This window comes from Frankia sp. ACN1ag (genome assembly GCF_001414035.1).
Lineage (GTDB): Bacteria > Actinomycetota > Actinomycetes > Frankiales > Frankiaceae > Frankia > Frankia torreyi.
In genome coordinates this window covers 86637-107569 of sequence record NZ_LJPA01000008.1, presented here as the reverse complement: position 1 = coordinate 107569, position 20933 = coordinate 86637, and the positions used below count along the sequence as shown (strand labels likewise).

10 protein-coding genes and 3 pseudogenes are annotated in these 20933 nt (G+C 73.8%); 11 read left to right on the top strand and 2 right to left on the bottom strand.

Annotation, left to right across the window (positions count from 1 at the left end):
- Window positions 1–163: 163 nt before the first annotated feature.
- The 6 genes and pseudogenes from UK82_RS09145 to UK82_RS09120 all read left to right on the top strand — a co-directional run.
- Window positions 164–1327: pseudogene (locus UK82_RS09145) on the top strand (mechanosensitive ion channel family protein); the annotation flags it as partial.
- Between the two features lie 305 nt (window positions 1328–1632).
- A complete protein-coding gene (locus UK82_RS09140; protein ID WP_044882882.1) occupies window positions 1633–2364 on the top strand; it encodes a response regulator transcription factor in 732 nt (243 codons plus the stop codon).
- A gap of 59 nt (window positions 2365–2423) precedes the next feature.
- Complete coding sequence (locus UK82_RS09135; protein WP_236705697.1) at window positions 2424–4172, top strand: HAMP domain-containing sensor histidine kinase; 1749 nt, start codon at window positions 2424–2426, stop codon at window positions 4170–4172.
- Window positions 4169–6658, top strand: coding sequence for a 4-alpha-glucanotransferase (malQ, locus tag UK82_RS09130; protein ID WP_083507117.1), 2490 nt, complete (start codon window positions 4169–4171; stop codon window positions 6656–6658). The genes UK82_RS09135 and malQ overlap by 4 nt, the downstream gene beginning before the upstream one ends.
- Before the next feature lie 58 nt (window positions 6659–6716).
- Window positions 6717–7109 carry a hypothetical protein gene (locus UK82_RS09125; RefSeq protein WP_082121557.1) on the top strand — a complete coding sequence of 131 codons (393 nt, stop codon included), beginning with the start codon at window positions 6717–6719 and terminating at the stop codon, window positions 7107–7109.
- Window positions 7096–7542: a DUF5130 family protein gene (locus UK82_RS09120; RefSeq protein WP_044882884.1), complete on the top strand. Its 447-nt coding sequence runs from the start codon at window positions 7096–7098 to the stop codon at window positions 7540–7542. Before UK82_RS09125 ends, UK82_RS09120 begins: the two co-directional genes overlap by 14 nt.
- Window positions 7543–7868: 326 nt before the next feature.
- Here the strand turns inward: UK82_RS09120 and pepN are convergent.
- Window positions 7869–10246 (bottom strand): annotated as a pseudogene (gene pepN, locus UK82_RS09115) (aminopeptidase N); the annotation flags it as partial.
- A 1-nt stretch (window position 10247) separates the two neighbouring features.
- Window positions 10248–10418, bottom strand: a 171-nt coding sequence (locus UK82_RS36755) for a hypothetical protein (protein ID WP_236705725.1), incomplete at its 3' end; no start/stop codon positions are given.
- Between the two features lie 1084 nt (window positions 10419–11502).
- Between UK82_RS36755 and UK82_RS09110 the strand changes: the two genes are divergently transcribed.
- The 5 genes and pseudogenes from UK82_RS09110 to UK82_RS09085 form a co-directional block, all read left to right on the top strand.
- Window positions 11503–12660, top strand: a complete 1158-nt coding sequence (locus UK82_RS09110; RefSeq protein WP_370657225.1) for an AI-2E family transporter — start codon at window positions 11503–11505, stop codon at window positions 12658–12660.
- Between the two features lie 46 nt (window positions 12661–12706).
- The gene (locus UK82_RS09105) at window positions 12707–13357 is read left to right on the top strand and encodes a DsbA family protein (RefSeq protein WP_044882886.1); all 651 of its coding nucleotides are present in this window, start codon (window positions 12707–12709) and stop codon (window positions 13355–13357) included.
- 19 nt (window positions 13358–13376) lie between these two features.
- The gene (locus UK82_RS09100; protein WP_044882887.1) at window positions 13377–13865 is read left to right on the top strand and encodes a ribose-5-phosphate isomerase; all 489 of its coding nucleotides are present in this window, start codon (window positions 13377–13379) and stop codon (window positions 13863–13865) included.
- Between the two features lie 1319 nt (window positions 13866–15184).
- On the top strand, window positions 15185–16555 hold the full coding sequence (locus tag UK82_RS31170) for a dolichyl-phosphate beta-glucosyltransferase (RefSeq protein ID WP_236705724.1): 1371 nt from the start codon (window positions 15185–15187) through the stop codon (window positions 16553–16555).
- Window positions 16556–16941: 386 nt separating this feature from the next.
- A pseudogene (locus tag UK82_RS09085) lies at window positions 16942–20900 on the top strand (alpha-(1->3)-arabinofuranosyltransferase family protein); the annotation flags it as partial.
- Between the last annotated feature and the right edge of the window lie 33 nt (window positions 20901–20933).

The following is a 20933-nucleotide window of genomic DNA, read 5'->3' as shown; positions in this document are numbered from 1 at the left end:
GGTCGCCCGCCGGCCACGTCCGGGGGCGGGCACCGATGGGCCGTCCCCATGGGCGAGACTGATCTCTGATCGTCGCCCCCCCGGGGTCGTGGGCGCGCCACGCCGCGAAACGGCCGCCTCGGGGGTGTCGCGACCGCCATGACCGACGGAATCGACAGGAAGGATGACCGACGTCGTGACGCCCGCCCCGTCCCTGCTGGCCCAACCGCTCATCCCCGGCCTGGGGATGCTGCTGTCCGCCTCGCCGTCGCCCACCGCGTCGCCGGGCCCGCTGTCCGCCGCCGCGGCGGCCACCCCGCCACCCTCGCCGAGTCCATCGGTGACCACCGATCCGCTGGTCTCGCTCGAGGGGGTCGCGAACGCGCTGCGCGACGCCTGCGGGACCAGCCCCGGGCTGCTCTGTCGCACCGTCTATAACGCTACGCACAGTAACTATCTTGCCTCCGGCGCGGAGGTGTTCCTGGGCACCCCGATCAGGATCATCCTCATCCTGCTGATCGCCCTCGTGGTGCGGGCGCTGCTGCACAGGTTCATCCGGCGAACCACGGAACGAGCTGGTTCCGGCGGCGGTGGGCTCTTCCGCGGTTCCCGCGCCGGGACGCTGCTGGGCGCGTTCGGGGATCCGACGGTGCTGATGGAAAGGCGCCGGCAGCGGGCGGCGACGGTCGGTTCGCTGCTGCGCAGCGTGACCTCCATCTTCGTCTTCGGGTTGGCATTCCTGAGCATCCTGGGCGAGCTGGGCATCAATCTCGCGCCCATCGTCGCCAGTGCGGGCGTACTGGGAATCGCCGTCGGTTTCGGGGCGCAGAACCTCGTCCGCGACTTCCTGTCCGGGATGTTCATGCTGCTCGAAGACCAGTACGGCGTGGGTGACGTCATCGATGTCGGCGCCGTCTCGGGCACCGTCGAGGCGGTGAGCCTGCGGATGACGAGGCTGCGCGATGTCGAGGGGACCGTCTGGTACGTCCGTAATGGCGAGATCACCCGGATCGGCAACAAGAGCCAGCAATGGGCAAGGACCGTGCTCGACGTCCCGCTCGACTACGACACCGAGGTCGGCGAGGCCAAGCGGGTGCTCGGCCGCACCGCCGACGAGCTGTGGGCGGACCCCCGGTGGAGCAGCCTCATCCTCGCCGAGCCGGAGGTGTGGGGTATGGAGACCATGACCGCCGACGGCTACTCCCTGCGTCTCGCGGTCAAGACCCAGCCGCTGAAGCAGTGGGAGGTGGCCCGCGAGCTGCGGGAGCGGGTGCGCACGGCACTCAGCGACGCCGGCATCGCCCTCGGCACCGTCCAGCGCAGCGAGGTGACCGTGGTCGACGACGACNAGGAGGAGCGCAACGACGACGAGGCCGAGGACGACGGCTCGGGGACGGGACTGCCGGGCGGCTCGATCACCGAGGACCTGCCGCGGCCGCGGCTGGACCCGCCGAGCCCGTCGCGCTCCGGGTGAGCCCGTCCGGGGTGCTCGCCGTGCGCCGCCGGCCCGCCGCGCCACCAGGCGGAACCCCGTCGCAGCCGGGGATCCGGGGCCGGCGGCCTGGCTGAAGCTGGCCTGAAGATCGCGGTAGGTGTTCCTGAGACGGCCCGGCGACCATCCACCTGTCCACTGCGCACAGGCAGACTGGAGCCGTGCGGGTACTGGTGGTGGACGACGACGCGGCTGTCCGGGAGTCCCTGGAGCGCTCGCTCCGGTTCGAGGGCTACGAGGTGACGACCGCGATCGACGGCGTGGAAGCTCTCGACGCGGTGTGCCGCAACCAACCGGACATCGTGGTCCTCGACGTGATGATGCCCCGCATCGACGGGCTGGAGACCTGCCGCCAGTTGCGGGCCCGTGGCGACGACGTGCCGGTGCTCATGCTGACCGCGCGTGACGGTCTGGCCGATCGAGTCAGCGGCCTCGACGTCGGCGCCGACGATTACCTGGTCAAACCGTTCGCCCTGGAGGAGCTGTTCGCCCGGCTGCGGGCGCTGACCCGCCGGGCGGCGCTCGCAGCCCGGGCCGCCGGGGCGGGCGGCGCCGGCGGGTCGGGCGCGGTCGCCGACTCGGTGCTGCGCTACGGCGGCGTGAGCCTGGATCAGGCCAGCCGCCAGGTGACCCGGGGCGAGCGCGAACTGACCCTGACGAAGACCGAGTTCGAACTGCTGGAGCTGTTCCTCAGCCATCCGCGGCAGGTGCTGTCCCGCTCAATGATCATGGAAAGGGTCTGGGGCTACGACTTCGGCCCCACCTCCAACTCGCTGGAGGTCTTCGTGAGCTACCTGCGACGCAAGCTCGAAGCGGGCGGCGAACCCCGGCTGCTGCACACCGTGCGCGGCGTCGGCTACGTGCTGCGTGAGCCGGCGGGGGACCGCGGGTGACGCGAGCCGGCGCAGGACCGCCGGCAAGCGGTGCGGCGCCGCCGTCCTGGGGGCGGCCGATGCCGGCCTATCCGGTGCCCGCCGGTGCCGGTGCCGCCGGTGCCGCCGGTGCCGCCGGCGCTGCCGGTGGTGGTGCCGGTGGTGGTGCCGGCGCCCCCGCCGGCGGCGAGTCCGGCCCGCCGAGGGGCGCCGTCCGGCGCGACGGTTTCGCCCGGCGGGTCGGGTCGAGGCAGCGGTCCCGGCTCAGGTTCTCCTCGCCGCTGGGCCGGCTCACTCTGCGGGCGCGGCTCGCGCTGCTCGTCGGCATGGCGGTGGCCGCCGCCGTCGCGGTGGTCGCCGGGGTCTCCCTCGGCGCCACCAGCATCGTTCTCAACCAGGCCATCGACGACCAGCTCATCGAGCAGGCGGAGGCGTCCGCGGACACCATCCAGACCAACTCGCTGGGCCTGGGACTCGGCCTGCAGGCCTTCAGCTTCGGCCTGGAGGGTCAGTTCCTGGATGCCACCGGCAACCCGCTGCAGAACGCCGTGTCGTCCTGGAACAGCGTGCGGATCCCGGTCGACGCCGCCGACGCCGAGGTCGCCCGCCGGGAACGGACCCAGAACCTGCGCACGATCACCGTCGACGGCCAGTCCTACCGACTGGTCACGGTCCCGCTGCAGCGTCCGGCGTCCGGCGGGGCGCTCCAGCTCGCCCGGCCGACCACCGACGTCGACCGGACTCTGCGTGACCTCGGGCTGGTGCTGCTCGTCGTCGGGGTCGCCGGGGTCGTCGGCTCGGCGCTCGCTGGCCGGATCGTGGCCCGGGCGGCACTGAAACCCGTCGACGCCGCCGCCGCGGCCGCCGAGGAGGTGGCCCGCACCCAGGACCTCTCGGCGCTGATCCCCGTCACCGGGGCCGACGAGATCACTCGGCTCGCGGAGAGCCTCAACAGCATGCTGCGCGCGCTGGAAGCCTCCAGAGCCCGTCAGCGCCAGCTCGTCGACGACGCCAGCCACGAGCTGCGCACCCCCCTGACCAGCCTGCGGACCAACATCGAGCTGTTGCTGCGCGCCGAGGCGAACCCGCACCGCGCACTGCCCGCGGCCGACCGCGAGGCCCTGCTGCGCGACGTGGACGCCCAGATGCGCGAGCTGTCCGGGCTGGTCAGCGAGCTCGTCGAGCTCGCCCGGGACGAGCTGCCCACCGAGGACGTGGAGCGGCTCGACCTGGCCGAGATTGTTGCCGCCGCCGCGGAACGCGTGCGTCGACGAGCCACCGGCAAGGGCATCCGGATCGAGGTCGACGCCGCGGGCTCCCCGGTCGACGGCCGGGCGAACATGCTCGAACGAGCCGTCACCAATCTGCTCGACAACGCGGTGAAGTTCTCCCCGCCGGCGTCGGTCGTGCGGGTGCGCACCCGCGACGGCGAGGTCACCGTCGCCGACGACGGGCCGGGCATCGCTCCGCAGGAGCGGGCCCAGGTCTTCGATCGGTTCTACCGGGCCACCTCGGCGCGTGGGCTGCCGGGATCCGGGCTCGGCCTCGCGATCGTCGCCGACGCCGTGAAGACCCACGGCGGCACCGTGACCGCGGAGGGCTCGCCGAGCGGCGGGGCCCTGCTGCGGATGCGGCTGCCGCTGGCGACCCCCGACCCCTCGGACCCCCGGGATGCGCTGACCCTGGCGGGCGGCGCCCCGGGCACGGACGCCGACCTGGTGTGGCGCCCGCCGCCGGCCGGCGCCTCTCCTACCACAGGCTCTCCGGCCCCCACGCCGGCGGACGGTGTGTCCCGGCCGGGTCTCGCGGCGGAGAATCCTGGTCCGTGAGCCCAGACGATCCCGCCCGGTCCGAGCCGTCCCAGCATTCCGTCAGCGCGGTGCCTGGCACGGCGGTGCCTGGTGCCGTGGCGCCTGGTGCCGCGGTCATCGGCGTCGCTGCGGCTGTCGCGGAGCCTGCGGACCCGGCCGGGGATTGGACGGCGCCGCCCGCCCGGGAGCTCGCCGAGCTTGCCGAGGCGTCCGGAGTCGCGACCGCGTACCGCGACGCCGAAGGGGCGCTGGTGCGGGTCGCGCCGCAGACCGTGCGGGCGGTCCTGCGCCTGCTGGGGATCGACCCGAGCGACCCCGCGGCGGCCCTCACCGCGGCCCGGGAGGCGCCCTGGCGGCGTCGGCTGCCGGCCTGCGCCGTGGTTTCGGCCGCCGCGCCGCGCCCGATCATCGTGCACCTGCCGGCGGGTGCCGTGGTGCAGGCCGAACTGGAACTCGACACCGGCCGGCGGATCCTCCTCGACCCGCCGGGCGAGCCCGCCGAACGCCGGACCCTCGACGGCGAGCCGTGGGAGGCCCGGCTGCTCGCCCTGCCCACCGGGCTGCCGCTGGGCGACCACGTGCTGCACGTCGCGGTGGGGGCACAGCGCTTTCGCTGCGCGCTCGTCGCCGTACCGGACGCGGTGCCCGGGCCCCCGGCGCTCGCCGAACCGGCGCGGGCCTGGGGCTGGATGATCCAGCTTTATGCGCTGCGGTCGGCGTCCTCGTGGGGCATGGGCGACTACGCCGACCTCGCCGATCTCGCGGACTGGTCCGGCCGGGCGGGTGCGGATGTGCTGCTCGTCAATCCCCTGCATGCCGCCGCCCCGACGCTCCCGGTCGCCGCGTCGCCCTACTCTCCCGTCAGCCGCCGCTTTGCCGCGCCGCTCTACCTGCGGCCCGAGGCGACGCCCGAGTACGCGCGGGCCGACGAGCGGACCCGGGCCGCCGTCGACGAGCTCGCCCGCGAGGCCCGCCGGGACGGCCGGCCGGACGGCCTGCTCGACCGCGACGCCGTGTGGCGGGCGAAGTCCGCCGCGCTGGAGCTGCTGTTCCGGGCCGCACGCGGCGCCAGCGACCCCGAGGTCGGCGACCCGGATGGCGGTGCCGGCGGGCCTGGCGGTGCCGGCGGGCCTGGCGGTAACGAGGACACGGCCACCCAGGGGCTGGTCGACTTCGCGACCTGGTGCGCGCTGGCCGAGCGGCACGGGCCGGACTGGCGGGCGTGGCCCGCGCAGCTCGCGCATCCCGGCACACCCGCCGTCGCGGCCGCCCGCGTCGAGCTGGCCGACCGGATCGCCTTTCACACCTGGCTGCAGCGGCGCTGCGACGACCAGCTCACCGCGGCACAGGCCGCCGCCCGAGGCGCCGGGATGGCCGCGGGGATCGTGCACGATCTCGCGGTCGGGGTCGATCCGGGCGGGGCGGACGCGTGGGCCTTGCAGGACGTCCTCGCCGTCGACGCCACGGTGGGGGCCCCACCCGACACGTTCAACCAGCAGGGCCAGGACTGGGGACTGCCGCCGTGGCGACCGCAGGCGCTGGCCGACACCGGGTACGCGCCGTTCCGGCAGATGGTGGCCGCAGTGCTGCGCCGCGGCGGGGGGCTGCGGGTCGACCACATCCTCGGCCTGTTCCGGCTGTGGTGGATCCCGCAGGGTGCCGGGGCGGCGAATGGGACCTACGTCCGCTACGACGCCGAGGCGATGCTCGGGCTCGTCGCCCTGGAGGCCGCGCGGACCGGTGCCGTCGTCGTGGGCGAGGACCTGGGCACCGTCGAGCCGTCCGTGGCGACGACGCTGGCGCGTACGGGGGTGCTCGGGTCCACGGTGCTGTGGTTCGAGCAGGACGACTCCGGCCGTCCGCTGCCGCCGGCGCGGTACCGGGCGGCGACGATGGCCAGCGTCACCACGCATGACCTGCCCACCGCGGCGGGTTATCTCGAAGGCGAGCACGTGCGGCTGCGGGCCGGGCTGGGCCTTCTCGGGCGGTCCGAGCAGGCGGAGACCGCCGGCTGGCGCGCCGAGCGGGACGCGCTGCTCGACCTGCTGCGAGCCGAGGGACTGCTGGCCGGGCCGGTGGGCGCCACCGAGGGCGGCGGCGTGCAGTTCACGCCGGCGGCCCGCACCGAGCTCGCCTTCGCCCTGCACCGGCTGCTGGTGCGCTCACCGTGCCGCATCGTGCTGGCCGCCCCCGGTGACGCCCTCGGCGACCTGCATCAGCCGAACCTGCCGGGCACGGTCGACGCCTATCCCAACTGGCGCCTGCCGGTGCGCGACGCCGACGGCGGGGAGGTCACGGTGGAACGCCTGCGCACCGACCCCGCGGTGGCGCGCCTCGGCGCGCTGCTCGACGAGGTGCGTGGCGTCGACGAGGTGCGTGGCGTCGACGAGGTGCGTGGCGTCGACGAGGTGCGTGGTGCATCCGTTGCCGGTGGGGTCTTTCTCACCCCCTCGCGGGGACCGTCGGCACCCCTGAAAGAGGACCCTAGACCCACTTCCCGGTAACCTTCGCTGCGTGACTCCTCGTCAACCGCGCTGGTCCCGCTGGCTGCCTCTCGCCGGTATGATCCATTCGTCGCGAGGGCCGGGCGGGCGCCCGGCGTCGCGGCGCGGCACCTTCCTGCGCCGGGCGCTGACCGTCGGCGGCCTCACGCTCTTCACGCTGCCGGTGTTCGCGGCGGCCGCCTCCGCAGGGGAGATCGGGACCAAGTACAACCCCGATCCGCTCTCGGCCCTGCAGACCTGGGGGATCTACGGTGGCACGATCGTCGGTGGGTTCCTGATCGCGATCCTGCTCGCCGCCTGGTCCAGCCGCAAGAGCGGGCCGGCGCGCTACCGGCCGGGTCAGCCCTGGGAGCACGACGAGGTCTGGATCGGCACCAAGCCGGAGGAGATCGAGGGCGAGCGGGCTCAGAAGGCCGTCCCCGGCGCGGGTGGTGCCAGTGGCAACTGGTGAGGCGTTCACCTCGGAGCAGCTTGAGCGGCTGAACCGGGCGTTGGAACTCGCCCAGAAGCACAGCGGCGTCCGCTTCGGCGTCCGGCTCGGGTCGGTGCGCGGCGACGTGCGGCTCGCCGCGGAGCGGATCCTGTCGACCCTCGTCGAGGACCCGGCCCGGGATCCCGCCGTGCTCATCCTCGTCTCGCCGGGGCAGTGCTTCGTGCGGGTAGCCACCACGCCGGCCGCCCGCAAACGGATCAGTGACTCCGCGTCCGGGCTCGCCGCGCTCACGATGACCTCCAGCTTCTCCCTGGGCGATCTGGTCGGCGGACTTACGACCGGCATCCGCCAGCTCGGCGAGGCGGCCGGCCCGGCCGCCCCCGGCACCGCCGCCCTCGGCAGTGGTGCTCCGGCCAGCCCCAGCTCCGCAGGCAGCCACGCGACCCACTGACGCGGCGCACCTTCGGCGGGCGAGTCTCGAGAGTCGGCCGGCAACCGCCGGTCCGCAACTCGCGTACGCGGATTTCCGCATTGCCGGATGACGCCGTCTTCTGCGATCCGGCGGGCACGGGGAACTGCAGGAGGTGGGTGCCATCCGCAGCGGCGAAAACCGTCATCAACCTCCTGTCACTGGCCCACGCCGGTCGGGGCGGGGTTGACAGGTTGGCGAGGCGGCTCGTGGCGGCCGTGCCGGCGATTCACCGTGACGACTCATCTTGACGACCGACCGGCACGCCCTCGATGCGGACGTGCCGGTCGTAGCGCCGAGCCCGGAGCCTACGCGGCTGCGGCGGCGTCCTTGGTGCGGGCGGCCAGCGCCCGGACGAGCCCGTCGCGGCCCTCGAGCAGGGCGCGGCGCAGCGGCGGCGTCGGGTTGCGGTCGGCGAGGTACGCGTCGACCCTGGCCACCGTCTCCGGCTCGATGACGGAGGACGGGAAGAGCATCTGGGTGATGGTCGAGGCCGTGTCGAAGCTGCGGGTCTCCCAGATCCCGCCGATCTCGTCGAAGTAGCGGGCGACGTAGGGCCGGGTCAGCTCGATCTGGTCGGAGATCCAGAAGCCGCTCATCGTCGCGACGGCCAGGTGGTTGGACAGCTCGTCGGAGTCCATCACCGCGGACCACGCGGCGGACTTCGCCTCGGCGCTCGGGCGGGCGGCCCGCGCGGTGGCCGCGCGCTTCTCGCCGGTGGCGGTGCGGTCGCGGGCGAGCTCGGCGTTGATCTCGGCGTCGCCGTAGACGCCCCGCGCCACGAGCTGGGTCAGCAGCGTCCAGCGCAGCTCGGTGTCCAGGACGAGACCCTCGATGACGTCGGTGCCCTCGAACAGCGCCCGCACCCGGGCCACCTGGTCGGCGTCCTCGGCCCGGGCGAACGTGGTCGTGTAGACGAGCTGCACGTCGCTGCCGGGCGGCGCGGACCGGGCCAGCTCCTCGGCGCGCTCGGTCAGCGCCCGCAGCGCCGGGGTGCGGTTCGCCGGCTCGCCGTAGGCGTCGATGGTGAGGTCGGCCTTGGCCAGCAGCGACTGCACCACGCCGATGTCGTCCTCGGCGGTCACCCCGGACAGCACGAGCCGGACGTACTCCCGCGCGGCGAGCTCCGCGTCGCGGGTCATGTCCCACGCCGCCGCCCAGCACAGCGTCCGCGGCAGCGACTGGGAGATCGCGCCGATCGACTCGACCAGGGTGGCCAGCGACCGTTCGTCCAGGCGGACCTTGGCGTAGGTGAGGTCGTCGTCGTTGAGCAGGACGAGGTCCGGCTGGCGGGCGCCGACGAGCTTCGGCACCTCGGTGAGCTCGCCGGTCACGTCCAGCTCGACCCGCTCGCGGCGGACCAGCGCGCCGGTGGCGTCGCGGTCGTACAGGCCGATCGCGAGCCGGTGCGGGCGCAGCGCCTTCGACGCGGTCGGCGGGGCGCTCGGCGGCTCCTGCACCACGTCGAACGAGGTGAACAGGCCGGAGGAGTCGGTGAAGAAGCGCGGGCGCAGAGTGTTGACGCCCGTGGTCTCCAGCCACTCGGCGGACCAGGTCGTCAGATCCCGGCCGCTGGCGTTCTCCAGCTCGTCGAGCAGGTCGCGCAGGGAGGTGTTCGCGTACTCGTAGCGGCGGAAGTAGGTCCGCAGCCCGGACAGGAACTCCTCCTGCCCGACCCAGGCGACAAGCTGCTTGAGTACCGACGCGCCCTTGGCGTACGTGATGCCGTCGAAGTTCGTGCGCACCGCGTCCATGTCGGGGGCGTCGGCGACGATCGGGTGGGTGGAGGAGAGCTGGTCCTGACGGTAGGCCCAGCCCTTCTCCGCGTTGGCGAAGGTCGTCCAGCCGTTGGTGAACCGGGTGGAGCTCACCTGCGCCAGCACCGACATGTAGGTGGCGAACGACTCGTTGAGCCACAGGTCGTCCCACCAGCGCATGGTGACCAGGTCGCCGAACCACATGTGCGCCATCTCGTGCAGGATCGTCTCGGCGCGGCGCTCGCGGCGGGCCTCGGTGACCTTGGCCCGGAAGACGTACTCCTCCAGGAAGGTCACGCAGCCGGCGTTCTCCATGGCGCCGGCGTTGAACTCCGGCACGAAGAGCTGGTCGTACTTGCCGAACGGGTACCGGTAGTCGAACACGCGATGGTAGAAGTCGAACCCCGCCTTGGTGATCTCGAAGATCTCCGCCGGGTCGAGGAACTCGGCCAGCGAACGCCGGCAGTACAGCCCCAGGTCGATCCCGTCGTGCTGGTCACGGACCTCGTGGTAGGGACCGGCGACGAGCGCGGTGATGTAGGTCGAGATCACCGGCGTCGGGAGGAACCGGATGATGCGCACGCCGATCGCGGCCTCGGCGACCGCCGCGACCGCACCGTTGGAGATGGCCGACCACTCCGCCGGCACCGTCACCGTCAGCGTGAACGTCGCCTTCAGATCGGGCTGGTCGAAGCAGGCGTACATCCGGTGCGCGTCGTACGTCTCGAACTGGGTGTACAGGTAGACGGCCTCGTCGACCGGGTCGACGAAGCGGTGCAGCCCCTCGCCGGTGCGCGAGTACACGCCGTCGCCCACCACGGTGAGCCGGTTGGACTCGGCGAGGTCGTCGAGCCGGATGCGCTCGCCGTCGAACACGGCGGCGGGGTCCAGCGACCTGCCGTTGAGCACGACCTCGTCGACCTTGGCGGNGGCGAGCTCGATGAACGTCGACGCCCCCGGCTCGCGGGCGGTGAACGTGACCGCGGTCGACGTGCGGAAGGTCCCGGGGCCGGTCGTCAGGTCGAGTTCGACGTCGTAGGACGCCACGTTGAGCAGGCGGGCGCGCTCGCGCGCCTCGTCGCGGGTGAGGTTGTTGGGCACCCGGTTCCTCTCGGCAGGCACGGACTTCTCGGCTGGCACTGCATTCCCGCGAAACGTACCCGGGAACGGGTGCGTTCGGCGTGTTGTCGGGCACGCGACCGCGCTGGCCTGGGCCGGCCCGACGCGGCCGCCCGCAGCCCGGGGCCCGCACCCCCGCGATGCGCCGCCGCGCGGAACCCACCGCCGCACGGACTCATCGGCGCCGGTCGGACTCGTCGGCGCCGGTCGGCCCGGGTGGCCGCGGCACGGTCGTTGCCGTCGGCCCAGTCTCCCACGTGACGGGCGGGGTCTCCCACGTGACGGGCGGGTCCGGACGCCGTCGGTGGAGGTGGTCCGCCCGGGCCAGACCGGGCGGCGGTTCACCGAGGCAAGCTCCGGATTGTGGCGATTCGCGCGGGGTAGGTCCTCCGTCCGCGGGGCCGGTGCGGCACGATGGCGACATGTCCCGCACGCGCGGGCGGCGCGGGCGGCGACGTCCGGACAGTCCGGCGCGGCGTCGTGGCCGTCAGGCCGCGTTGGCCGTGGTCGATGTTGGCCGCGGTGGGGTGTGGGGGCGTCGGGATGTGCCGGCGTCCGACGTGTCGGCAGTCGGGACGCCGTGGGTGTCCGGGACGCCGTGGGTGTCTGGGACGTCTGGGTGTCGGAGCCGGAGGGGGCGCGGGTGAGGCGGGTGGCCGGGTTGGGCCGCGTGCCCGTGCGCCGGCGTTCGGGCGGGTCCGGGACGGGTGCCGGGGGAGCGCCGGCCGGCCGGCCGGACCTGGGCGCCGGCGGTGCGCCACCGGACCCGGGTGGGAGCGCAGGCGTCGGCAAGGACGGCGGTCCTGGTACCGGCGGCGGGGCGGCGGCGCACCCGGACTATGAGCCGGGCCGTTCCTCGGCGCATCCCGCCCATCCCACGACGCACCCGGCGGGCCCTGGGACGCACCCGGCGAGCCCTGGGACGCACCCGGCGAGCCCTGGGACGCACCCGGCGAGCACCACGACGCACCCGGCGATCGAAGCTGCGGGCGACCCCGGGTCCGGGGCCACCGTGGCCGGGGTGGGCAGGGGCCCGCGGCAGGGGATCGTCCCGCGCCGGCTGCGGATGCTGCGGGCCGCGCGGGCGGCCGGGCTGGATGAGCCGGGCGAGACCGTACCGCCGCCCGCCCGCGACGCCTCCGACCCGGGGCAGTCGCCCGCGGCCCGCGCCGAGGAGCACATCCCGGTCTCGTTGCGGGTGTCGGCCGGCTGGTCCTGGCGCCTGATCATCATCGGCGCGGCGATCTACATCCTGCTGATGGCGATCGGCCGGGTCCGGGTCGTGGTCATCCCGATCATCGCCGGGCTGCTCATCTCCGCGCTCATCCACCCGCTGGCCCACCGGTTCCAGCGGCTGGGCCTGCCGCGCCTCGGTGCGGCGTTCGCCGCGCTGTTCGTCTTCTTCGCCGTGCTCGCGGGGGCCGCCGTCGCCGTCGGGTTCAACGCCGCCAACGAGATCCCGACGGTCAGCGACCAGGTGAGCGCGGGTGTCGAGCAGATCCGCGGCTACCTGACCAACGGGCCGTTCCACCTGTCGCAGAGCCAGATCGACAATCTCGTCGACGACATCCGCCGCAACCTGGCGAACAACCGGGGGCGGCTGGTCTCCGGGGTGATCTCCGGCGCGTCGGTCGCGGCCGAAGTGATCACCGGTCTGCTCGTCGCGCTGTTCTCGACGTTCTTCTTCCTCTACGACGGCGACCGGATCTGGGACTGGATAGTCACCCGCTTCCCCGAGGGTGCGGAGGAGCGGGTGCGCGGCGCCGGCCGGGAGGCCTGGCTCACGATCACCGGCTACATCCGGGGGACCGTCTTCGTCGCCGCCGTCGACGCCTTCGGCATCGCGATGGGGCTGGTCGGTGTCGGCGTGCCGCTCGTCGCGCCACTGGCGTTGCTGACCTTCTTCGGCGGATTCGTGCCGATCATCGGGGCGACGGTGGCCGGCGTGGCGGCGGTCCTGGTCACGCTCGTTTCGGGCGGGGTGACCGACGCGCTGATCATTCTGGCGGTCGTGCTGGCCGTGCAGCAGATCGAGGGGCACCTGCTGCAGCCGCTGGTCATGCGTCGGGCCGTGCGGCTGCACCCGCTCGCGATCGTGATCGCGCTGTCCGCCGGCGGTGTGCTCGCCGGCATCCCCGGGGCGATCGCCGCCGTGCCGTTCGTCGCCGTGGTGAACCGGGTGGCCGGATATCTCGCGGCGACCGGGAAGCGTCCACCACCCTGATCGGTTCTAGCTGGGCAAACGGAGCTGTCGTTCGAGGAGGCCGTGCATGAGCACCGAGACCCTGTCCACCCCGGCGGTGGCCGAGGACGACCCCGGCACGGTCGTCGCCGACCTCTGGTTCGACCCGCTGTGCCCGTGGGCGTGGCTGACGTCGCGCTGGCTGCTGGAGGTGGAGAAGGTCCGCCCGGTCCGGGTCCGCTGGCACGTGATGAGCCTCGCCGTGCTCAACGAGGGGCGCGACCTGCCCGAGCAGTACGCGGCCATGATGGCGAAGGCCTGGGGCCCGGTGCGGATCTGCATCGCCGCCGCCGAGCGGCACGGTGAGGGCGTCCTCGCCGCGCTGTACACCGCACTCGGTCGCCGCCGGCACCTGGAAAAGGCCGAGTTCGACGAGGCGACCCTCACCGCCGCCCTGACAGAGGCGGGCGCCGATCCCGCGCTCGCGGCCGCGGCGACCTCGACCGAGTGGGACGCGAAGCTGCGGGCCAGCCACGCAGACGGCATCGGCCGCGTGGGCATGGACGTCGGCACCCCGGTGATCGCGGTCGGCGAGAACGCGTTCTTCGGGCCGGTCATCACCCCGGCACCCAAGGGCGAAGACGCCGGCCGGCTGTGGGACGGAGTGCTGCTGGTCGCCGGCACACCCGGCTTCTTCGAGCTCAAGCGCTCCCGGGATGTGGAACCGATCTTCACGTGATCAGGCATGATGACGCATCATGCGCGTCCATCTAGGTTCTGACCATGCAGGCTTCCACCTGAAGGCGGCGCTCGCCGAGCGCCTGGTGGAGCTGGGCCATGCGCCCGTCGACCATGGTCCCGTCGAGTACGACCCCGACGACGACTACCCGCCGTTCGTCCTGGCGGCGGCGCGGGCCACCGCGGCCGAGCCGGACAGCCTCGGCATCGTCATCGGCGGTTCCGGCAACGGCGAGGCGATCGCGGCGAACAAGGTCGTGGGGGTGCGCGCGGCGTTGGCCTGGAGCGAGCAGACCGCCACGCTGGCCCGTCAGCACAACGATGCCAACGTGCTCAGCCTCGGTGCCCGCATGCACACCGTCTCCGAGGCGCTGGCGTTCGCGGAGGTCTTCCTCACGACGCCGTTCAGCGGCGAGCAGCGGCACGTGCGCCGGCTGCGGATGCTCTCCGCCTACGAGCGGACCGGCGAGGTCCCCTCGGCGTCCGGCACGGCGTCCCCGGCGTCCTGACCGGCCGGCCGGTCCGGCGGGGCGGGGGCTGACAGGCGGGGCGCGGGCGCGGGTCGGCGAGGTCCGGCGGACCGCCCATCGGGTCGCCGCGGTGGCCGCGGCCGGCCGCCTTCGCCCCGTCCGTCCGCCGTAGTCCGTCCGTCTGTCGTCGCCTGTCCCTGTTCCGTCGCCTGTCCCTGTTCCGGGGCCTGTCGGTGTTCCGTCGCCTGTCGGTGTTCCGGGGCCGAACCCAGGTCCGTCGCCCGGCCGTACCGCGTCGTAGGGAGATCGGGGTCGGCGGCCGGGGTGATGCGCTGGCCGCGACGCAGCACCATCACCCGTTCCGCCTCGGCGAGGTCGTCCGCGCTGGGCCGGGCGGCGTCGCGCGCCCGCATCGCCGTCGCCGGAGGCAGCCGCGAGCGTCCGGCGCCGACCAGGCCGCGTAGCTGAGCATCGGGATCGCCGGCCTGGGGTGGTCGCATCCGCGAGCGGGCGGCGCGTTCGGATCGCGGCATGTGCCCTCCTTCGGCTGCCGTTCCTGCGGCGCCGCCAGCCGGGCGCGGCGGAGTCGACAAGCGTCGTCCGCCGTCGGTGTCGCGATCGTAGCCCGTGGCGGGTTGATACACCGGTCACATGTGCCGGATCGGGGTCCGATCTGGTGACCCGAATTGATGACGCAGCGCGATTGCACCCGCCGTATTGCGTCCCTTTGCGGGAGTCCCGGCTTACCTCGTGGGTGTCCGGATGCCCGCGCAGGAGACCGCGCCGCAGTCGGGTGCAGCCGGCGCGATCGGGCCGAGTGGCGTCGGTGGAACGGCCGTCCGCGGCCGGCGTCGACGCTGGCCGCGCCGGTCTGCCGGCAAACGGGGCGCCCCGCTGCTGCGGGGGGTGGACGTGGGAGCGGCGGATTCCACAAGCCCCGTCGCCGTGGCGAATCGGGGCCGGAGGAATGCCCGCATAGTGCTCCTGGTGGTCTTTCCTTGTTGTTCGCGAGACCGGGCGGATATCTGACCGTCGGGAGCCCGTCGCTTTCCGTGGTTGATCATTCCCGTCCGCCCGGCCGGTCGCCGTCCACCCGCTGTCCGATCTGTTCCTCGGTGTCCGTATGCTGGGCCCGCCGGGAGAACGTCCGATAAGCCAATGTATGGCCAATAAGTGCCTGCCGCGGAGTAAGGGGACGAAGGTCGGGATGGCGGACTTTGGTGCACTTACATTGACACTCCTGGTGAATCGCCTGAAACTGCATGCTGATCTCGTCCAGCCGTCACCAACCGCTGCGCCCTCGTTGGCGTCTGTCACCGGTCCCGCCGTCGCAGCCTAGGAGTTGAGTCTTGGACAGCGTGCCCGTGAGCGTCATCATCCCGGCCTACAACGAGGCGATGCGCCTGCCCGGTTCGCTGCCCCCGCTGGTGTCGATGATGCGCAAGATTCCCGACGCCGAAGTGATCTTGGTTGATGATGGGAGTACCGACGGCACCGCCGCCGTCGCGGAGGAGCATCTCGCCGGGTTGCCGGGCGGCCGTGTGCTGCGGTTGCCGTGGAACTCGGGCAAGGGCGCGGCGGTGCGTGCCGGTGTGTCGGTCGCGCACGGTGCCTCGATCGTCTTCATGGACGCCGACGGCGCCTCGGACGTCAACGATCTGCCGTTGTTGCTGGCCGCGCTGGAACATGCCGAGGTGGCGCTCGGCTCGCGCCGCATCGGTGGCGGTGCGGTGCGTAGCAGCAGTCGCCGGGTCGGTAGCTGGGCGTTCAACCAGATCACCCGATCGCTGGCCAGCCTGGACGTCGCGGACACCCAGTGCGGATTCAAGGCGTTCCGGGGCCAGGAGGCGAAGCTGCTGTTCAGCCTCGCCCGCTCATCGGGATTCGGCTTCGACGTCGAGGTGCTCTCGATCGCCCGCTCGATCGGATACCGCATCGCCGAGGTCCCGATCCACTGGGCGGAGATCCCCGGCGGCACGTTCCGGGTGACCCGGCACACGCCGGCGATGATCGTCGACGTGGTGCGGGCCCGTCGCTACCTGGGCCGCGCCGCGCCCGGCCTCGTGGTGCCCGCCAGCCCGGTGCCGTCCGTCCAGGCGGTGTCCGCCGTCTCGTCTGACCCGCTTGCCCCGTCTGACCCGCTTGCCCCGTCTGACGCCGCTGCCCCGCCTGACCTGGCTGTTTCACCCGATACGGCGCTCCCGTCCGACTCGTCCGCTTCGCCGACGCGAGGGGGTCCGGCGGGCAGCCCCGACCGCGCCGGAGGGCCTGTCCGGTCGGTTGTCGGCGCAGTCCCGCGGACTCCGCTGTCGCCGCCGCGCCGCCCACGGCCCGAGGCGGTCCAGCCCGCCGCGGCCCGCCGGATGGACCCGGTTCCGGGCGCCTCGGGCGCCGGGCGCTCCCTGGCGGACCCGGTCGTGCGCGGGCCGGCCGCGGCGGCCACCAGCGCGGGCCGCACCTCGGACGCCGGGGGTGCGGGGTTGATCCTTCCGGGTGCCACGATCAGCCTCCCGAACCCGGGTGTGAGCCGGCTCGCGAGCCCGGGGGTCGCCCGCGCGCAGCCCGGGGGGACCGCCGACGAAGCCGTCGTGACCATCCCGTCGCCGGGTGGGGAACCGACGCCGACGGCCACGGCCGCGCTCGCCGCGGTGCTGGCGACGGCGGTGGGCGGCGCCGAGGTGCCGGCGCGCCCCGCACCCGAGCGGGACGGCGCAGCCCGCTCGTCGTAGCGCTCGCCCTCCCGGCCCGCGGACCATGGGCCGCCCGGCCGCCCGGCCGCCCGGCCGCCCGGCCGCCCGGCCGCCCGGCCGCCCGGCCGCCACGTCGGTCGGCGGCTCGTGACCGGACCGGTGTGGCCTCCTCCGGCGGTGGGACGGGCGGGAGGGGACGCATGGGGTGCTATCAGCCGGGGAGGGGTGAGACATCCCGGTTCCGGCACTCTAGGTAAGGTCTGGCGTACCTGTTCTCGACCCTGGAGCCAGCGATCTTCTCCCCCGCCCGCGGTCCCGTCGCGACGGCGACCGGCCCGCGTGTGGCCCGGTCATCCGCCGCATTCACCTCCGCCCCCGCCTCCTCACTGCGTACCCGCCGGACCTCGCGGTGGCCGTTGCTCGGGATGGCGGTGGGGTTCGCGGTGCTCTACCTGCTCCAGGCGCCCGGCCGGCTGACCGCGGACACCAAGCTCGACGTCCCGCTCGACCCGTGGGGCTTCATGGGTCGCGCCACCCATCTGTGGAACTCCCTCGCCGAGTTCGGTTACGTGCCGAACCAGTACGTCGGCTACCTGTTCCCGATGGGGCCCTTCTTCGGCCTGGCCAAGCTGGTCGGCCTGCCGCCCTGGGCGACGCAGCGGCTGTGGATGGCGTTGCTGCTGACCGTCTCCTCGTGGGGCGTCGTGCGCCTCGCCGACGCGCTGCGCCTCGGCGTGCCTGTCACCCGGGTACTGGCGGGGCTCGCCTACACCCTGTCGCCGATGTTCCTCGGCAAGGTCGGGGCGACCTCCGTCGCGCTCGCTGGCGCGGCGATGCTGCCCTGGATCACCCTGCCGCTCATCCTCGCGTTGCGCCCCGACGGTGCCCTCGGCGCGGACACCGGCACGGCGGCGTCCCCCGGCCCGCCGGACGACTTTGGTTGGCGCGAGGCGCACGACCCGGCCGCCGATCCGGCGCGGCGGCTGTCCCCGCGCCGCGCTGCCGCGCTGTCGGGCCTCGCCGTCCTGGGGACCGGCGGCATCAACGCCACTGTCACGCTCTGCGTGCTGCTGTGCCCGGCGGTGGTGCTTGTGTTCGCGGGCGGGACCCGCCGGGCGTGGGCGCTGCGGGCCTGGTGGGTGGTGGCGGTCATCCTCGCCTCGACCTGGTGGCTGCTCGCGCTGATGGTGCAGGGTCGCTACGGGCTGAACTTCCTCCCGTACACCGAGACCGTCCAGACGACGACGGCCACCACGTCGGTCGCCGAGGCGCTGCGCGGCGCGACGGACTGGATGGCCTACCTCCAACTTCCGCGCCCCTGGCTGCCGGCGGCGACCGAGTACGTCTCCCGGCCGGTGCCGATCGTCGGCTCCGCGGCCGTCGCCGCGATCGGGCTGTGGGGGCTGTCCCGGCCGGACCTGCCCGCCCGCCGGTTCCTGCTGGTGACGCTCGCCGTCGGGACCGTCTCCATCGCTGCGGCCTACCCGGGCGATCCGGGCAGCCCGTTGTCGGGCGTGGCGCGCGATCTGCTCCGCAACCAGCTCGGCTTCCTGCGCAACGTCTACAAGTTCCAGCCGGTGGTGCGGCTGCCGATCGCGCTGGGCGTCGGGCATGCGGTGGTCGCCCTGCCCGTCCGGGTCCGCCGCGCGCCCTCGCGGCTCCGCCGCGCCGCAGGCCGACGGGGCTGGGCGCGCCCTCGGGCCGGCGTGACGACGGCGGCCGCCGCCGTGACGGCGGTCGCGCTCGTCTGCGGCATGACTCCCGCGCTGTCCGGCCGCGCGTTGCAGCCCCGCCCGTTCACGCAGGTGCCCGACTATTGGGTGCAGGCCGCCGACTGGCTCGGCGGGAACCCGCAGGGCGGCCGGGCGCTGGTCCTGCCCGGTTCACCGTTCGCCGAGTACGACTGGGGCCGTCCACTCGACGAGCCGTTGCAGTGGCTGGCGAAGACGCCCTGGGGGGTGCGTAGCCTCATCCCGCTCGGCGGAACCGGGGTGACCCGGCTGATGGACGGCATCGAACGCGAGCTGGCCACGGGCTCCGCGCCGGGGCTCGGTGACGCGCTGGCCCGGGCCGGCATCGGCCAGATTCTGCTGCGCAACGACCTGGAGCAGAAGGACTGGGACATTCCCCCGTCCACCGACGAGCTGCACCGGGCGCTGCGATCCTCCGGGCTGACGCTGGCCGCGTCCTTCGGCCCGCAGGTGCCCGCGCGCGCCTCGGCGAAGGAACGGCTCGTCGCGGAGCTGCGCAACCCGAAGCAGAAGGTGCCGGCGCTGGAGATCTGGACGGTGCCGACAGGCGCGAAGCTGGTCCAGTCCTACGCCGCCGACAGGGCTGTCGTCGTCTCCGGCGGGCCCGAGGCGACGGTGCAGCTCGCCGCGCAGGGCCTGCTCGGCGCGGACCGGCCCGTCGTGCTCGCCAGCGACCTCGCCGACCCGTCGGCCTCGGCGACGGCGGCGTCGACGAGCCCGAACGCGATCAAGGCCGCGCCGCGGGAGGTGATCGGCCCGTCGACCGCCTGGGTCGACACGGACACCTTCACCCGCCGGGACAGCACCTTCGGCATCGTCCACGACGCCAACTCCTACCTGCTCGGGCCGACCGGCAACGCGGTGGGCAGGACCGGGGAGCCCAACCAGTGGGCCGAGGACGACGTGGCCGGTCACCAGACCGTCGCCGGCTTCGTCGGCGGCATGTCGGTCACCGCCTCCTCCTACGGCTACGACCTGCTCGCCGCGCCGGACCTCGCGCCCCCGGCCGCCGTCGACGGGTTCGCCGCGACGGCCTGGACGGCCATGCGCAAGAAGGGCACCACCTCCGCCGGCCAGTGGATCCAGCTCGACGTCGGCCGCCGGATGACCGTGCCCTACATCGACATCAGCCTGCTGTCGGAGGGCTCCTGGCGACCGGCCGTGCGGGCGATGCGGGTGACCAGCGAGACCGGTGCGGTCGTGACCGAGGTGTCCCCGGTGGAGGACATCCAGCGCCTCGCCGTCCCACCGGGGGAGAGCCGCTGGTACCGGCTCACGTTCGAACGGGTCGACCGGGAGAACGACGACACCCTCGGTGCCGGCATCCGGGAGATCACCATCCCGGGCGTCGCGTTCCAGCACTACGCGCAGCTCCCCGACGACGTCGGCCGGCTGTTCGCCGGAGCCGACCAGGGAGACGTCGCATTCTCGCTGGCGCGGGAGCGGGTCGACCCGGCGCAGCCGTTCGGCGGCTCGGAGGAGCTGGCGCTGTCCCGCCGCTTCGACGTGCCCCGGGAGATGACGTTCACCGTCAACGGCACGGCGAGCTTCCTGCCGCCTCCCCGGGGTACCCCGCCGGCGGACGACGCGCCGCTGGTCGTGCCCTGCGGCAGCGGTCCCACCCTGGTCGTCGACGGCGAGCGCTACCCATTGCGGATCATCGGGCGCAACAGCGACGTCACCTCGGTGCTGCCGGTGCAGGCGTTGCTGTGCTCCGAGGGCAGCCGCCTGACGCTGCCGGCCGGGACGCACCTGCTTCGCGTCGACCAGGGCCCGACCTCGATCCTCGTCGACTCACTGGCGCTGATGGGTGCCGGGCGTCAGCCGGCCGCGCCGGCGGCGCGCGCGACGGTGGTGGGCCAGTGGGGTGCTGAGCGTCGGACCGTCCAGATCGGCGCGGGCGAGCGGGCGTTCCTCGCCGTCCGGGAGAACGCGAACTCCTCGTGGACCGCGAAGCTCGGCGGCACCACGCTGACGCCGGTGCGCCTCGACGGCTGGCAGCAGGGCTGGATCGTGCCGGCCGGCGCCGGCGGCACCGTCGTCATCGACAACATTCCCGGCGCCGAGTACCGCCGCGGCCTGATCGTCGGGCTGCTGCTGGTGCTCGTGCTCGTCGGGCTGGCTGTGCTGCCGGAGCGCTTCCGGCTGCGGCGCCGCTCCGACGAGAACGGGTACCCGGTCTTCCCGCGGCTGCCGCGGGCGAACCGGTCGCCCGGGGTGGCGCGGCCGGGGGCACCGCCGTCGGGCCGTGCCGTGCGGGTGCTGTGGACCGGGCTGGCGACGGTCGCGCTGGTCCTGGTGGCCGGCCCGGTCGCCCTGGTGGTGCCGGTGTTCGTCTGGCTCGGGCGGTCGCGGCCGCAGGCGCTGGGATGGCTCGCCGCGATCGCGATGCTCGGCGCCGGCATCGGGGTCGCGGTGGAACCGAACAGTCAGCCCGGGTCGGGGCACGGGGCGTTCGGGGTGCCCGTGCAGGTGCTCGGTTCGCTGGCGTTCGCCGCGGTGCTCGCCGCGCTGGCCGTCTGGGTCTGGGAACGGCCCGCGGATCCGGAGATTCCTGAAGCCGACGGTCGTGGTTCCGGCGGTCCTGATTCCCGTGTCGGGCGGCGGACTTCCGGTGGCGGCATGCGGACCGCNAGCAAGAGACTCGACTAGCGGCGCCGCGACAC